This is a genomic window from Natrinema saccharevitans, from assembly GCF_001953745.1.
Taxonomy (GTDB): Archaea; Halobacteriota; Halobacteria; order Halobacteriales; family Natrialbaceae; genus Natrinema; species Natrinema saccharevitans.
The window spans coordinates 307,423-322,457 of sequence record NZ_LWLN01000002.1; the positions used below are offsets into that span (position 1 = coordinate 307,423).

The 15,035-nt window shown below is 63.5% G+C and carries 14 protein-coding genes; 11 read left to right on the forward strand and 3 right to left on the reverse strand.

Annotated features, from left to right (window positions below; genetic code table 11):
- Positions 1-42 precede the first annotated feature (42 nt).
- The 8 genes from A6E15_RS18965 (at position 43) to yqeB (ending at position 9,132) form a co-directional block, all read left to right on the forward strand.
- Positions 43-588 carry a (2Fe-2S)-binding protein gene (locus A6E15_RS18965; RefSeq protein WP_084177425.1) on the forward strand — a complete coding sequence of 182 codons (546 nt, stop codon included), beginning with the start codon at positions 43-45 and terminating at the stop codon, positions 586-588.
- The gene (locus A6E15_RS18970) at positions 581-3,028 is read left to right on the forward strand and encodes a xanthine dehydrogenase family protein molybdopterin-binding subunit (protein ID WP_076148778.1); all 2,448 of its coding nucleotides are present in this window, start codon (positions 581-583) and stop codon (positions 3,026-3,028) included. Before A6E15_RS18965 ends, A6E15_RS18970 begins: the two co-directional genes overlap by 8 nt.
- A gap of 456 nt (positions 3,029-3,484) precedes the next feature.
- Positions 3,485-4,030 (forward strand): (2Fe-2S)-binding protein, encoded by a 546-nt coding sequence (locus A6E15_RS18975; RefSeq protein ID WP_076148779.1) that lies wholly within the window; start codon positions 3,485-3,487, stop codon positions 4,028-4,030.
- Positions 4,027-6,486, forward strand: coding sequence for a xanthine dehydrogenase family protein molybdopterin-binding subunit (locus A6E15_RS18980; RefSeq protein WP_076148685.1), 2,460 nt, complete (start codon positions 4,027-4,029; stop codon positions 6,484-6,486). The genes A6E15_RS18975 and A6E15_RS18980 overlap by 4 nt, the downstream gene beginning before the upstream one ends.
- A 99-nt stretch (positions 6,487-6,585) precedes the next feature.
- Positions 6,586-6,957 carry a DsrE/DsrF/TusD sulfur relay family protein gene (locus A6E15_RS18985; protein WP_076148686.1) on the forward strand — a complete coding sequence of 124 codons (372 nt, stop codon included), beginning with the start codon at positions 6,586-6,588 and terminating at the stop codon, positions 6,955-6,957.
- On the forward strand, positions 6,954-7,307 hold the full coding sequence (locus A6E15_RS18990; protein ID WP_076148687.1) for a DsrE family protein: 354 nt from the start codon (positions 6,954-6,956) through the stop codon (positions 7,305-7,307). Before A6E15_RS18985 ends, A6E15_RS18990 begins: the two co-directional genes overlap by 4 nt.
- Positions 7,308-7,333: 26 nt before the next feature.
- A complete protein-coding gene (locus tag A6E15_RS18995; RefSeq protein ID WP_245800638.1) occupies positions 7,334-7,555 on the forward strand; it encodes a DsrH/TusB family sulfur relay protein in 222 nt (73 codons plus the stop codon).
- Positions 7,552-9,132 carry a selenium-dependent molybdenum cofactor biosynthesis protein YqeB gene (yqeB, locus tag A6E15_RS19000; RefSeq protein WP_076148689.1) on the forward strand — a complete coding sequence of 527 codons (1,581 nt, stop codon included), beginning with the start codon at positions 7,552-7,554 and terminating at the stop codon, positions 9,130-9,132. The genes A6E15_RS18995 and yqeB overlap by 4 nt, the downstream gene beginning before the upstream one ends.
- 13 nt (positions 9,133-9,145) lie before the next feature.
- On the opposite strand, the gene selD is transcribed toward yqeB, so the two are convergent.
- Together selD and A6E15_RS19010 are read right to left on the reverse strand one after the other, a co-directional pair.
- Positions 9,146-10,183 (reverse strand): selenide, water dikinase SelD, encoded by a 1,038-nt coding sequence (gene selD / locus A6E15_RS19005; protein ID WP_076148690.1) that lies wholly within the window; start codon positions 10,181-10,183, stop codon positions 9,146-9,148.
- A gap of 3 nt (positions 10,184-10,186) precedes the next feature.
- Positions 10,187-10,435 carry a sulfurtransferase TusA family protein gene (locus A6E15_RS19010; protein ID WP_076148691.1) on the reverse strand — a complete coding sequence of 83 codons (249 nt, stop codon included), beginning with the start codon at positions 10,433-10,435 and terminating at the stop codon, positions 10,187-10,189.
- A gap of 106 nt (positions 10,436-10,541) precedes the next feature.
- On the opposite strand from A6E15_RS19010, the gene yqeC reads away from it, so the two are divergent.
- The 3 genes from yqeC (at position 10,542) to A6E15_RS19025 (ending at position 13,106) form a co-directional block, all read left to right on the forward strand.
- Complete coding sequence (yqeC, locus tag A6E15_RS19015) at positions 10,542-11,303, forward strand: selenium cofactor biosynthesis protein YqeC (protein ID WP_076148692.1); 762 nt, start codon at positions 10,542-10,544, stop codon at positions 11,301-11,303.
- A 114-nt stretch (positions 11,304-11,417) separates the two neighbouring features.
- Positions 11,418-12,062, forward strand: a complete 645-nt coding sequence (locus A6E15_RS19020) for a nucleotidyltransferase family protein (protein WP_084177426.1) — start codon at positions 11,418-11,420, stop codon at positions 12,060-12,062.
- Between the two features lie 483 nt (positions 12,063-12,545).
- Positions 12,546-13,106 carry a GNAT family N-acetyltransferase gene (locus A6E15_RS19025; protein WP_245800640.1) on the forward strand — a complete coding sequence of 187 codons (561 nt, stop codon included), beginning with the start codon at positions 12,546-12,548 and terminating at the stop codon, positions 13,104-13,106.
- An 11-nt stretch (positions 13,107-13,117) separates the two neighbouring features.
- Here the strand turns inward: A6E15_RS19025 and A6E15_RS19030 are convergent, their stop codons facing one another.
- Positions 13,118-14,854, reverse strand: a complete 1,737-nt coding sequence (locus A6E15_RS19030; protein ID WP_084177427.1) for an adenine deaminase — start codon at positions 14,852-14,854, stop codon at positions 13,118-13,120.
- Positions 14,855-15,035 lie beyond the last annotated feature (181 nt).

Here is a 15,035-nt window from a genome sequence, read left to right on the forward strand (position 1 = left end):
TGCGTGTGCGAGAGCCACACCTACACCAATGGAGGGATTTCCGTGGAAATCGAACTAACGATCAACGACGAATCGACGACTGTGGCGGTCGAATCGGACGACGACCTGGCGACTGTACTGCGACGGAACGGCTACACGGGCGTGAAGTGTGGCTGTGATAGCGGTGTCTGCGGCGCATCGAAAGTGTTCGTCGACGGCGAAGTGAAGATGGCCTGCGGCGTGGATGCCCAGAACGTCGACGATTCGGAGATCGAGACGATCGAGGCACTGGGGACGCAAGATGATCTCCATCCGATTCAGGAGGCGTTTGTCGATCACTTCGCCGTCCAATGTGGCTTCTGTATTCCCGGCATGATAATCGAGGCCAAATCGCTACTCGCGAACAATCCTGATCCGACCGAAGCCGAGGTCCGCCAGGCAATCGACGATAACCTCTGCCGGTGTACCGGCTATCAGAAATCCGTCGACGCGATCCTTGACGCCGCCGATCGAATGCACGGCGATCGATCGGTCGCGGCCGACGGCGGCTCGCGGATCGACTCATGCCGACCCGGCGACGCTGCTCGCGACGGTGATTCCGATGAGTGACGACACGAACGACCCACAGCCCGACGGTGGAACCGCGTCGAAGCCGACTTCGGAAGAGCCACCGGAGTTCGAAGAACATCCCCTCGAGTGGGACGAACCGGAGAACAATAATAAGGCACCAGACGAGCGAAAGAGCGTTTCTCAGCCGGCGGAAAAGTTCGACGACCGAAAACTCGTCACGGGCCAAGCCAAGTACACTGCAGACTACGAGGAACGGTTCCCGGATCTCGCTCACGCCGCGGTCGTCCGTAGCGAGGTTCCACACGGCCGCGTGACGGCCGTCGACACGACCGAGGCCGAGGCACTGGACGGTGTCTACGCCGTTCTCACACCGTGGTCCGACGCCGTACCGGACGCGAAGTACACGAGCGCCGGTCAGTCGTACCCAGAACCGAGCCCGTGGGACATGAACGTGCTCAACAAACACGTCCGTTACATCGGCGATCCGATCGCGGCGGTCGCGGCCGAGGACGCGTCCACCGCTGCGGCCGCGGCCGACGCCATCGAGGTCGAGTACGAGGAGTACGACCACGTCGTCGATCCCGAGGAGGCGTTCGACGGGGACGCGCCGCAACTATTCGCCGACGACGAGGTCGAGAACAAGATCGTCGGTCACGACTACAGCCGCAACCGGATGTCCAACATCGAGGGCGAGATCGGGGACGTCGAGGCCGCGCTCGAGCGCGAGGACGTACACGTCCACGAGACCGAGTGGGAAACCATCCGGCAGTCCCACGCACAGATCGAGAAGCACACGTCGCTCGCCTACACCGACGAGGACGACCGGAAAGTACTCATCACGAGTACCCAGGTCCCGAACCACACTCGCCGCCAGCTGGCGCACCTGTTCGATATCCCGATCCGGGACATCAGAGTAAAGAAACCTCGCGTCGGCGGCGGTTTCGGCGGCAAACAGGCGATGGTCGTCGAACCGATTCCGCTCGCCCTGTCGCTCGCGGCGGACCGTCCCGTCATGTACGAGGCCTCTCGCGACGAAGAGTTCTACGCGATGCGCTCGCGCCACCCGATGAAGGTTCGTGCGCGGACGGCAGTCACCGACGACGGGACGATCGAAGCGATCGATCTCTACGCGCTCTCGAACACCGGCGCGTACGGAAGCCACGGGATGACTGTCGCCGGGAACGTCGGCAGCAAGCCGATGCCGCTGTACTCGAAGGTCCCGAACGCTCGCTTCGAAGCCGACATCATCCACACGAACACGCCACAGACAGGTGCGATGCGAGGGTACGGTGCTCCCCAGGGGACGCTCGCTCTCGAGGGCCACCTGGACGAGGTCGCGCGGGATCTCGACTTCGATCCGATCGAATTCCGCCGGCAACACTACATGGAGGTCGGCGATCTGGACGAGATCGCCGGGATGATGGGCGGCGAGGGTGCTGAGCGGCGCATCCGTTCCTGTGGGCTCGACGAGTGTATCGAGCGTGGCAAGGAAGCCATCGGCTGGGACGACCTCGAGCAGCCCCCGGAGCCACACCGCCACCGCGGTATTGGCATGGCCCTGTCGGCACAGGGAACCGGCGTCGCGGGCGACGAACTCGGCGCCGCACAGATCATGATGAACGAGGACGGCTCGTTTCACCTGCAAGTCGGCGGCGTCGACATCGGCACGGGCGCGGACACGGCGTTCATCCAGATCGCCGCCGAGGTACTCGGTTGTGACGAAGACGACATAATCGTCAAATCCTCGGACACCGACAACACCCCGTTCGACTACGGCGCGTACGCCTCCTCGACGACCTACATCAGCGGGATGGCGGTGAAGAAGGCCGCGGAGGACGCCAAAGAGCGCATCCTCGAATGGGCGTCGCGGATGCTCGACGAACCCGCGGAAAACCTGGAGACCCGCGACGGCGAGGTATACAGCGAGGAGAGCGGTGAGGCGGTCACGCTCGAGGACGTCGGCTACGAATCGGTGTACGGCCACGACGACCGGGAGCACATCCTCGGCAAGGGAACGCACTCCACGGAAGAGAGCCCGCCGCCGTTTGCCGCCCAGTTCGTTGATGTCACCGTCGACGAACAGACGGGCGAGTTCGAGGTCAACCAGCTCGTCGTCGCCGTCGACTGTGGCGTCGCAATCAATCCCGGAATGGCGGAGGGACAGGTCGAGGGTGCCAATCACATGAGCTTCGAGATGGCCGTAAGCGAAGGTATCACCGTCGACGAGCAGGGCCGCGCGGAGGTCTCGGATTTCGACGAGTACGGACTTCCGTCGGCGACGGAGACGCCGCCGATCGAGAGCCTTCTCGTCGAGACCCACGAGCCGACGGGTCCGTTCGGCGCAAAATCCGTCGCGGAGGTACCGACCAATACTGTGCCGCCGGCGCTCAGTAACGCGATTCGAGAGGCCGTCGGCGTGCGCATCAACGAGATGCCGGTCACTGCCGAGAAGATCAAGGCGGCGCTCGACCAGAAGTAAACCGTTCGTCTTCGCTTCGATTTCCTCCGGCGAACTGTCCCCGTGATCGTCCTGCGGGTGGTTCGCGTGACTTCAGAGCCTCGCTCGAGTTCCGTCAGGTCGGTTCGATCGTCGCTCGGTATGCCGTCTCGGGTTTTCGGCTCAGGATTACCGTAGTGGTGTGTCCCGTTCGCATGGAAAATGTGGCGGCGTTTGCCCGCTGTGGGAGGATCAGCTCACGTTCCACGCGATGGTGCGCCCGCGCTGTGTTTGTGTCTGGCAGTTCAGCACAGTCGATGCGTGTGCCCGTTCGGACGACCAATTCACACGCGAACTGCTATTTTCTCCGAAATCGTCCGTTCGCCGGCGATTCGCTCCTTTTCCCCCGGCCGCTATCGTCGCACTCCGGAGTAGCTATTTAGGTTCTCGAGACCGATACTCGGAGGAAGGGAGGGTCTCTCTCCCACGATGAGACTCATGCAACTCGAACTAGAGCTAAACGGCCAACATCGGACGCTCGAGGCGGAGAAATCGGACGTCCTGCTCGACGTGCTGCGGCGAAACGGCTACACCGGCCCGAAACGCGGCTGTGATACGGGCGCGTGCGGGATGTGTACGGTCCAAATCGACGGTGATCCGGCGATGTCCTGTGTTACGCCGGTCGCGAAAGTCGACGGATCGACGGTGGAAACGATCGAAGGGCTGGGAACACAGAGCGATCTCCACCCGCTCCAGCAGGCGTTCGTGGACAACTCGGCGCTCCAATGTGGGTTCTGTATCCCGGGCATGATCATGCGTTCGAAGGCGCTGCTGGAATCGAACCCGGATCCGACCGAGACGGAGGTACGGGAAGCGCTTTCGGACAACCTCTGCCGGTGTACCGGTTACAAGAAGATCGTCGAAGCGGTTCTCGACGCCGCAGATCGGATGGTCGGTGAGCAGCCCGTGGCGGCAGACGGCGGGGGAAGCCGCTGCGAGGAGTTTTCCTCGCCCTGTCCCCGCGAGGAGGGGCGACCGCAATGAGCAATCTGGAAGAGACACCGGGACGAAACGAGAGACCCGACGGCGATCGGGCGGAGGAGGAGGCTACGGAAGCGGACGCGTTTCCGGGGGAGAGCGAGGTGGCCGCGAACGACCGGAAATCCCGGGACGAGCGCGAGCATCTGACCGAGGACGTCGAGAAAGACGACGCTCGGAAGATAGTCACCGGGGAGGCCCGTTACACGGCCGACTACCGCGATCGCTTCCCCGAACTCGCCGAAGGGAAAGTGGTCCGGAGCGAAATCGCGCACGGATACGTCCGTGACATCGATACGAGCGAGGCCGAAGCGATGGAGGGCGTGTACGCTGTGATCACGCCGTGGGACGACGTCGTACCCGACAAAGCGTACTCGAGCTCGGGCCAGTCCTACCCCGAACCGAGCCCCTGGGATCTGCGCGTACTCCGGGAACACGTTCGATACGTCGGCGATCCTATCGCGGCGATCGCCGCGACGGACACGGAGACGGCCGACCGCGCCGCGCGGGTGATCGACGTCGAATACGAGGAACTGGAACCCGTCTTCGATCCCGAGGCGGCGACGGATCCGGACGCGCCGCAGTTGTTCGATCCCGACGAGGTCGAGAACAAACAGCACGGTGCCGACTACGAGCGGAACCTCGAGTCGCACTTCGAGGGGGAGCGAGGCGACGTCGAGCGGGCGTTCGATCGAGCGGCCGACGACCGTGTGATCGAGACGGAGTGGGAAACGCCGTACCAGTCACACTGCGTCCCCGAACCCCACACGACGATCGCCCACACGGACGAAGACGACCGGTACTCGTTCATCACCGCGACGCAGGTTCCGTTCCACACCCGACGACAGATCGCACATCTGTTCGACGTTCCCATCCGTGACGTCCGCGTCACGAAGCCCCGTATCGGAGCCGGGTTCGGTGCGAAACAGGAGATGGCGATCGAACCGATCGCGTTCGCGCTCCATCTGGCGGCCGACAGGCCGGTCAAACTGGAGATGACCCGCCGCGAGGAGTTCTACGCGCTCCGTTTTCGGCATCCGATGCAGATGCGAATGCGGACGGCGGTGGACGAGGACGGCACGCTCGAGGCCATGGAGCTGTACACGCTGTCGAACTCGGGGGCGTACGGCACCCACGGGATGACCGTCGCGAACAACGTCGGAACGAAACCGCTTCCGCTGTATCCGCGGGTTCCGAACGTCCGATTCGAGAGCGACGTCGTCCACACGAATCTGCCGATGGGTGCGGCGATGCGGGGATACGGCGCCCCGCAGGGCCACTTCGCGGTCGAGTCGCACATGGACGAGATCGCGCGCCGTCTGGACTTCGATCCGATCGAGTTCCGCAAACGCAACGCCGTTCGTGAGGGCGATATCGATCGGAACGTCACCATTCTGAAAGACGGCGATCGGTTCGACCGGGAGATACGGTCGTGCGGGCTCCGCGAGTGCATCGAACGCGGGAAGGAAGCCATCGGCTACGACGACGTAGAGCAGCCCGCGGAGCCCCATCGCCACCGTGGCGTCGGAATGGCGATGATCGCCCAGGGCAGCGGCGTCGCCGGGCGGGAACTCGGCGCGGCCCAGATCAAGATGAACGAGGACGGTTCGTTCCATCTGCAGGTCGGCGGTGTCGACACCGGCACCGGCTCCGATACGATGTTCAGTCAGGTCGCTGCGGAGGTGCTGGGCTGTGAACCCACAGATATCGTCGTTATTTCCTCGGACACCGACCTGACGCCGTTCGACTACGGCGCGTACGCCTCCTCGACGACCTATATCAGCGGCCAGGCCGTCAAGGAAGCCGCCGAGGATGCGCGGGAACGGCTCCTCGACTGGGGGTCGAAGATGCTCGACGAACCCGTCGAGAACCTGACAACGGGCAACGGACAGGTGTACAGCGAGACGAGCGGTGACGGTGTGTCGCTGGAGGAGATCGGATACGAGGCGACCTACGGCCACGACGACCGCGAGCACATCCTCGGCAAGGGCAATCACTCGACGGACGAAAGTCCGCCGCCGTACGGTGCCCAGTTCGTCGACGTGACCGTAAATGAGGAAACCGGCGAGTACGAGATAAACCGCATGGCCTTCGCCGCCGACTGTGGCGTCGCGATCAATCCCGCGCTCGTCGAGGGGCAGATCGAGGGAGGAGAGCACATGAGCCTCGAGTACGCCACCAGCGGTGGACTCGAGTTCGACGACGAAGGGAATCCGGAGGTACTCGGCTTCCGGCAGTACGGGATGCCACGGACGACCGATCACCCGCCGATGGAGACGCTTATCGTCGAAACGCACGAACCGACCGGGCCCTTCGGCGCGAAGTCGATCGCCGAACTCCCGACGAACGGCGTTCCGCCGGCGCTCAGCAACGCGGTCCGTGACGCCGTCGGCGTTCGCGTCACTTCACTTCCCATTACCGCCGACGATATCAAACGGGCCCTCGACGAACGAGACGGTTAGTCGTCGTCAGCGCGAAGCGGTCGTCCACGACACCGTCTCCTACACCGGATCTCTCGAGCCGTGCGAACTATTATTATCGCTACTCCGTTACGGTAGCGCATGGCATCCATTGGGATTCTATTGACCGGTGGGCCGTTCGACAGTGAGCGCTGGCGAACGGCGTACGAACTCGGGAAGGCAGCGCTCGAGAAAGGTCACGACGTTTCGTTCTTTCACTATCTCGACGGTGCTCTGGTGCCCGTCGACGGACAGACGTTTCCCGACTGTTCGAACACCGGGCTCTACGACGCGATGCCGACGGAGAAGTTTCAGGAACTCATCGCTGACGGTGCCCAGGTGATCTGTTGTGGCCTCTGCGTCGACGCCCGCGGTATCGATGCGCCGGACGACTATCCGGACGGCGTCGAGGTTGGACTCCTTCCGGACCTGGCGGACATGATCGGTGACGCGGACCGAGTGATCTCACTATGAAACGCGACGTCGTCGTGTTACTGACTCGAGCACCGTACGGGCGCGTGCACGTCCCGGAGGGTTTGCGGGCGGCGCGGGGCGTCGCCGCGGGATTCGACCAGCACGACGTCACAGTCGTCTTCACGGAAGACGGCACGTATGCCGCCCGAAGCGACGTCGACCGAGACGCGTTGAACATGCCGGGGCACGTCGCCGATCTGCGTGAACAGAACGGAGCGATGATCGTCGACGCCGCCGCCATGACGGAGCGGGGTATCTCCGCCGACGAGATCGCTGACGACGTGACCGTTCGCGCCGGCGACGAGGTTTCGGCGCGCATTCGAGACGCCGATTGCGTTCTGGACTTCTAACCATGCTATACCTGATAGACGAACCCATGGCTGATATCGGACTTCGAACTGCAGCGGACGACCCGGACGCATGCGTCGTCCTCATACAGGATGGTGTGTTCCTGTCTCCCGAACTCGACGCGGACCTCTACGCCGTCGAGAAAGACGCCGCCGTCCGCGGCGTCGACCTCCCCGAGGGAATCGAGGAGATCACGTACGACGGTTTGATAGACCTGATAGTCGAGAACGAGGTGAAAAACTTCGTATGAGCGTGTTCGAACGGATCACCGAACTGGTCGGCGACGGCGAGCCGGCTGCGATGCTGACGATCGTCGACAAGGACGGGAGCGCACCCAGGGACGTCGGGGATCGGATGCTCGTCACGGCGGACGGTAACTACGGTACGATCGGCGGCGGAACGGTCGAACACCTCGCCGTCGAGGACGCGAGAACAGTGCTGGACGGTGAGGCCGACTCCGGCGTTCGAACGTACGAACTCGAGCCCGGCGGGAACACCGGTATGGTCTGTGGTGGGACGATGGACGTCTTCATCGAGCGGATTCGCGGACGGGCACGGCTCTACATCGCCGGTGGTGGCCACATCAGCGTCGAGCTCGCAGCGCTGGCGGAGCAGTTGGGGTACGACGTCACGGTGGTCGACGACCGCGAGGAATACACCGACCCGGATGCGTTCCCGGACAGTACAGACGTCATCCACGGGGAGTACGGAGAAGCGCTGTCCGAACTCCCGACGACTGCCGAAACGTCGGTTGCGGTGGCGACGCGCAGCGGGACGTTTGATCAGCGCGCTGTCGCTGCGGCGCTCGACGGAAACGCCGGCTACGTCGGCCTCGTCGCCAGCGACACGAAGGCAGAACACGTCGTCGATTCGCTCGCCGAGGAGGGGTACAGCCGGCGAGAACTCGCGCGGGTCAGAGCCCCCGTCGGACTCGATCTCGGCGGGAGCGGTCCGGAAGACGTTGCGCTGGCGATCCTCTCGGAGGTGAACATGGATCGGTACGGCGCCGGGGGACAGCGCGCGACACGACTGAATCTCGACGACCTCGTCGTTGTCCGGGGCGGTGGCGACCTCGGAAGCGGCGTCGTCTACCGACTGCATCAGGCCGGGTATCCGGTCGTGGTGACCGAGGTCGACCGACCGACCGTCGTTCGACGGGAGGTGGCGTTCGCGGCGGCGATGTACGAAGACGAAGTATCGATCGAAGGCGTCGTCGGACGCCGAGCGGCCGACGTCGACGAGGTGGTCGAGATACTCGAGGACGATGCGGTCCCGGTCCTCGAGGACCCGGAAGCCTCGATCGCGACGACGCTCGACGCGGCCGTGGTCGTCGATGCGATACTGGCGAAAGGGCGGACCGATACGGGAACTCGGCGTGACGACGCAGACGTGGTCGTCGGTCTCGGTCCCGGATTCGAAGCCGGCGAGAACGTCGACGCAGTCGTCGAGACGGACCGAGGCCACGAGTTAGGTCGCGTGTTCTACGACGGCCGGGCGAGTCCGTACGACGGCGAACCGGGGGAACGGCGCGGCTACACGCACGAACGGGTCCTCCGTGCGCCGGGAGAGGGGCTGTGGGAGCCCGTGGTCGAAATCGGCGATCTCGTTTCGGCGGACGAGACGGTGGGCCACGTCGGCAATACCGACGTGGTCGCGGAGATCGACGGCCTCGTTCGCGGTCTCGTCCACGGTGGACTCGAGGTCGGCGAGGGGACGAAACTCGGCGATATCGACCCGCGCGGCGACGACGTCGACCCGACGAAGATTTCGGATAAGGCGCTCTGTCTCGGCGGCGGCGTCCTCGAGGCCATGCTGAAACTCCGCTAACGAACGGTCGGTTCTACTGTTGGTCGCGCCGAATCGGTTCTATCGTCGGATCACGGAGCGAAACACCGCTGCCGTCGGTGACGCGTCCGATCTGACGGTAGAAGACATCAGCGTCGTCGAACCGTGTTTCGAGCGTGGTCGTCTGCGACTCGGGGACCGAAAGGAGCAAGCCGCCGCTGGTCTCTGCGCTCTCGCCGTCCTCGAGGCCGTATCCGAACAGCCTCGAGAGTCCGTCGGTACCGTCGATAATCGGTATCCGTGTCACTTCGATCCTCACGTCAGCGTTCTCGGCGAGGACCTGTGCCTGTCCGCCGAGACCGAACCCAGTTATATCGGTTGCCGCAGTCGCGATGTCGCGACTGGCCATCGCAGCGTCGCGGTTCGGGGTTGCCATCCAGGCGAGCGCTTCGTCGCCGATCGTCTGCACGGACCGGCCCGCGGCTTCCGCGACGACCTCGGCGAACTCGTCGTCCGAAACGCGCAGTCCGCCCATCGCCGACTGCGTTCCCAGCGGCTTCGTGAGGTAGAGGCGGTCACCGGCCGTCGCTCCCTGTGATGTCAACAGCGCCTCGGGCGGTGCGGTCGCGGAGACGGCACCGCCGGCGAACGGCCACGGGCTGAGTATCGTGTGGCCGCCAGCGATCACGCCGCCCATGTTGTCGATCGCATCGGCGATACCGGTCAGGATCATCGGGGCGGTGTCCGTCAGTTCCCGAGGGAGACCGAGGACGACAAGGCAGTCGAGATTGTCGGCGGCTCCCGTCGTGAAGGCGTCGCTCGCTGCGTTACACGCTGCGACGCGGCCGAAGTCGTAGGGGTCGTCGATGATCGGCGTGAAGAAATCGACCGTCGAAACGAGCGCCAGATCGTCGGTCAGGCGCCGTGCGGCCGCGTCCTCGCCGACGCCGAACAGCAGTTCGTCTCGGGACTCGGTCAGCTCTGCCTCCCGAAGGAGATTCTCGAGGTCGCTCTGGCCCACCTTGCAGGAACAGCCATGGAGGTCGGCGTACTCGGTAAGCTTGACGGCAGTGTCGGCGGATCGATCGGTCATCAACTACGCCTCCGGAATCTCTGCGTCTTCGGTCACTTCGATACGTAACTCGAACGCGCTCTCGCCGCTCCCGTCTTTGGTCTTCGTGACGGTGAATCCGCGTTTGCGACACATTCGACAGAGATTCCGTTCCGCCGGGGGGTAATCACCTTGCACGAGTAATTCGTCACCCGTCTCCAGTTCGGCCAGTTGCCGGCGGACGATCAGCGCCGGCCTCGGGCAGATTTCTCCGCGCACATCCACTCGTGTCATACGCCGACGTATGTGAGTGGATCGCAAAACAGTATCGGCTCGATTCACCCCGCCGCTCGCACTCTATGAGGCAAACCTATTTTCGCTCCCGTCGCACAGTGACGGTATGCAACTGTCGACCGCGCTCGGTCTCGGCGACCGAGCGCTCGTCGCGTTCGTCGGTGCCGGCGGGAAGAAGACCGCCATGCACCGACTCGCGATAGAGGGGCCCGAGCGGGGGTTGGACGTCGGGTTTACGACGACGACACAGATGCCGCCACCCGATCTACCGCTAACGGTCACGAACGCCGAGCGACTGCCGGAGGCGCTTCTCGAAACTGAGCCATCGGTCGCGTTCGCGAGCCAATGGGTCTCCGACCCCGAACGGGTCGACCGAAAAGTTCGCGGCTTCGATCCGGAGCCGCTAACGTCGGTTCTCGACCGTGGGTTCGTCGACTGGCTCCTCGTCAAAGCCGACGGCGCTCGACGGCGGGAGTTCAAGGCCCCCGATACCAACGAGCCGGTCGTCCCCGACGAGGCGACCCACGTCGTCCCCGTGGCCTCCGTGCGTGCCGTCGGCGAACCGCTTTCGGAGACCGTCGTTCACCGTCCCGAACGCGTCGCCGCGATCGCCGACCTCTCCGTCGGGGACACGATCATGCCCGAAACGATCGGCACCGTGCTCGCCAGCCCCCGCGGAGGACTCCAGCACGTGCCGGACGATGCAGCTGTCATACCCGTGGTAAACAAGGCGGACGCACCGGCCCTCCAGGAGACGGCGCGAGCGGTACTCGAGCACGCGCTCGCGGAATCGGCTCGGTTTACCCGTGGCCTCGTGACGTCGTTCGAACGAGATGTCTGTCTTCCCGTCAAAAACGAGTCGGCGTGATAGATAATCGAACCATCGAAGACTCGTACCGCTTGAGCGTGCTCGCTCTCGGGCCCTCGTCGATCGAATTCGCAACGGGAAAAGAACCAGTACGACCCGTCGTGAACTGGTCGTATGGCAGATCGATCAGACGTGGCACGTAGTGGAGACGGATCGGATGGCGGTGATGGAGCCGATACTATCGGCGGTGTAATCCTCGCCGCAGGGAAGGGGACCCGGTTCGAGGGAGGGAACAAACTTCTTGCGGACGTTGAGGGGACACCTATCGTGAGACGTGCGGCTGAGACGCTCTGTCAGTCGCGAGTCGACGATATCGTCGCCGTCGTCGGTCACGAGGCAGACCGTGTGGCGGCGGCTCTCGACGATCTCGATCTCTCAGTCAGGTACAACGAGAACTACGCAGCAGGACAGAGCGCGTCGGTCCGAATCGGCGCCGACGCCGCACGCGACGCAGGCTGGGACGCCGTCATCTTCATGCTCGGAGATATGCCGTTCGTGCGTCCACCGACTGTCGACACGTTGTACACAGCGTACGCGACCGACGACGGGAGCATCGTCGTTCCAACGTACGAGGGACGTCGTGGGAACCCCGTCCTGTTCGGTCGACAGCACTACGACACACTGTTGACCGTTTCCGGCGACCGAGGCGGCCGAGATCTCATTGAGAATCACGAAAACGCCGTGGTCGTCGACGTCGACGATCCGGGCGTGTCGAGAGACATCGATTCCCAGACGGATTTGGAGCGGTTCACCGACTGATACCTCACCGGTGCGGAAAGCGAATTAACTCCCAACGGAATACGGCGAATCAGTATCAGGCGGAGGAGCGTTCAGGGCCCAAGTACCGATCACCGGCAGCGCGACCATTGTCTGAATGTGCCAGGTATTGCCACGAACGTCTGGCAGTGTGTCAGTTCAAGCAACTATATACATCGATTTCGACTGTACCGTCAACAGCCGCGGATTCCGGGAAACGGCCGGACTACAACCGTGGTGAGAGGAGAAACTATGTGCGAAAATTCGAGTCCGACTGGTGCCGTGGTACGGCCGAACATCGCGTCGGTAACCGAAATCACCAACGAGGAGCGACAGACCATCTACGAGTACGTCGTCGAACACGCTCCAGTTCGTACTCGTCGACTGCAAGAGGCACTGTACCCCAACGATAGACGCGCGATTGATCACCATCTAGCACTCCTCGAGCAAAACGGATTGTTGGTCGAGACTGACGACCGGGTCCGTGTGACTGCCGATCTGGCCCGCGTGGCGAAGCCGGAAACGGTCGGTCTCTCGAGTTTCGATTCACCCGTCGTATTTCGACCAGCGACCGAGGACAATCGTTCGGAACTGGTCAGCGTCATGCGATCGATGGCCGACGAACAGCCGTCCGTCGAAACGGCGTCGACCGTGGCAACGGAGACGGACAATAGACCGCTCTACTGGCACGATTCAGCCGGCGAGTACGCAGTCTGCGTGGCGACCATCGACGACACGGTCTGTGGGTGGGTGCGCGTTGACGCGACGGCCAGAGCGCAAACCGCCCACACGGCGACGGTAACCGGTGGCGTCGTGGAACCGCGACGCGAGGCGGGAATCGGGACCAGACTGTTGGCGTACGCTCGGCAGTGTGCCGACTGCTGTGGCTACGAGAAACTGTATCAGCATCTTCCCGCCGCGAACCAGCGGGGAATTGACTTTCTCGTCAATCGGGGCTGGACCGTCGAAGCGACGTGGGACGACCACTACCTACTGGACGGGTCTTACGTGGACGATGTGATTCTGTCCGCTGCGGTCGATCGGTGAACGACGGTGCATCAGGGCTCACTGACGCTATCGTCGGGAATCGACCGCCGGTCGGCATCAGGGCCCTGTTCTTCGGTGTGCTCCGACACCGTCACGTCCACGTACTTGCCGTCCGTAACGTCTACGAGGCCATTGTTTGTGAGCCGATACGTCGGAATCACCTCGAGGGCGAGGAAGGAAAGTTCCATCAGTCCGGTTTCGGCCATCCCGAGCCGCGCAGCGTGGGACTCTACGGTTTCGAACTGTTCGTAGACGGTTTCTATCGGCTCGCTCGACATCAGGCCCGCGACCGGAAGCGCGAGCGAAGCGAACTCGTCATCGACGGGATCGTACGCGACGACGCCGCCGTCTAACTCCTTGAGTTTGTTCGCGACGGCTGCCATGGCTGTGTAATCAGCGCCGGCAACGACGCAGTTGTGCGCGTCGTGAGCGATCGTCGACCCGACAGCACCGCGGTCGAGTCCGAGTCCGTGAACGAAGCCGCGGCCGATCCCTTCCTTCCCGCCGTGTCGTTCGATGACTGCGAGCGAGAGTAGATCTTCGTTCGGCTTCGGCGTCAGAGTGCCGTCACGCACGGGAACCTCGGCTATCATAGGCTCGGTCTGGAGGCCGCCGACGGCGTCGATGACACGGACGTGCGCGCCGCGACCGTGACCGTCGGGAGCCGTGATCGCGAGGTCCGGCGCTGAGACCGAGGGGAACTCGACCGTGTCCGTCGGAATGTTGGTCGGTGAAGGAGTGTGCCCATCCTCCGTCGGATTCAGCTCACCGTCGATGAGTACGTCGTCGACGCGCCAGGAGTCCAGTTCCTCGAGCAACACGAGGTCCGCCGGTGCTCCCGGTTCTACCTTCCCGAACGGTAGATCGTAATTCTCCGCCGTATTGATCGTCGCCATCTGTACCGCCTCGACCGGATCTGCCCCTTCCTGGATCGCTTTCCGGACCGCGAAGTCGATCCCGCCTCGATCGACGATGTCCGTGACTTCACGATCGTCCGTACAGAGTGAGAGCCGGCGAGTGTCGATCTCTTCGGTAAGCGGCAGGAGCTCGGCGAGATTCTTGCTGGAGGATCCCTCGCGCAGGTAGACGTGGAGACCGACATCGGCTTTCTCCCGAGCCTCGGCGAGCGTGATACTCTCATGGTCGTTGTCCAGATACCGTGCGGCCTCCTGGAGGTCGTCGCCCGTGACCCGTGGCATGTGACCGTCGACGGTCAGTCCGCGCTCCCGTGCGGCGCGAACCTTCGCGTGGACGTCCTTCTCCCCCGCGAGCAACCCGGGGATGTCCATTACTTCGCCGAGCGCGACGACGTTCGGTTCCTCGAGCAGGGCCGTCACCATATCGGGAGGAAGCGTTGCCCCGCCGTCTTGGAGGTCCGACGCTGGGACGCTGGAAGGGACGGTGAAGCGGGCCTTCAACGGCGTCTGTTCAGCGTCTTGGATGACTGCGCGGACGCCCGTGGCACCGATCACGTTCGCTATTTCGTGGGGGTCGTGTACGACGCTCGTCACGCCGTTAGGAACGACCGCGTCCGCGTACTGTGGCAGCGTCACCATGCTCGACTCGACGTGCATGTGTGCGTCGATGAGGCCGGGCGCGATGTAGTTCGCGTGGAGTTCGCGCTCGGCGGGACGTTCGTCCAGCGCAACGATGGCCCCGCCGTCTATTGCCACGGGGCGCTCCTCCAAATTGCCGGTGTTCACGTTGACCAGCGTTCCCCGGACGAGCGTGTCGACGGACTGGGTCACGAGAGAGTCGCCTCCTTGTAGGTTTTCTCAGCCGCTGCATCCTCGCGGAACCGATGTCGGGTCCGGTCGCTACGTGCGTAGCTATTGCACCACATAGTGGCACGTCCAGTTCAATCACAAAATAGTTTGTTATGGTGTGACATGCCATTCCGGGATCAGAGGTGAAGCGTGAGAATCTAGC

Bases quoted from the DNA above. Each gene is read 5' to 3' on its own strand.
- A6E15_RS18970 (WP_076148778.1), top strand. From the start codon at position 581: ATGAGTGACGACACGAACGACCCACAGCCCGACGGTGGAACCGCGTCG.
- A6E15_RS18975 (WP_076148779.1), top strand. From the start codon at position 3,485: ATGCAACTCGAACTAGAGCTAAACGGCCAACATCGGACGCTCGAGGCG.
- A6E15_RS18980 (WP_076148685.1), top strand. From the start codon at position 4,027: ATGAGCAATCTGGAAGAGACACCGGGACGAAACGAGAGACCCGACGGC.
- A6E15_RS18985 (WP_076148686.1), top strand. From the start codon at position 6,586: ATGGCATCCATTGGGATTCTATTGACCGGTGGGCCGTTCGACAGTGAG.
- A6E15_RS18990 (WP_076148687.1), top strand. From the start codon at position 6,954: ATGAAACGCGACGTCGTCGTGTTACTGACTCGAGCACCGTACGGGCGC.
- A6E15_RS18995 (WP_245800638.1), top strand. From the start codon at position 7,334: ATGGCTGATATCGGACTTCGAACTGCAGCGGACGACCCGGACGCATGC.
- yqeB (WP_076148689.1), top strand. From the start codon at position 7,552: ATGAGCGTGTTCGAACGGATCACCGAACTGGTCGGCGACGGCGAGCCG.
- selD (WP_076148690.1), bottom strand. From the start codon at position 10,183: ATGACCGATCGATCCGCCGACACTGCCGTCAAGCTTACCGAGTACGCC.
- A6E15_RS19010 (WP_076148691.1), bottom strand. From the start codon at position 10,435: ATGACACGAGTGGATGTGCGCGGAGAAATCTGCCCGAGGCCGGCGCTG.
- yqeC (WP_076148692.1), top strand. From the start codon at position 10,542: ATGCAACTGTCGACCGCGCTCGGTCTCGGCGACCGAGCGCTCGTCGCG.
- A6E15_RS19020 (WP_084177426.1), top strand. From the start codon at position 11,418: ATGGCAGATCGATCAGACGTGGCACGTAGTGGAGACGGATCGGATGGC.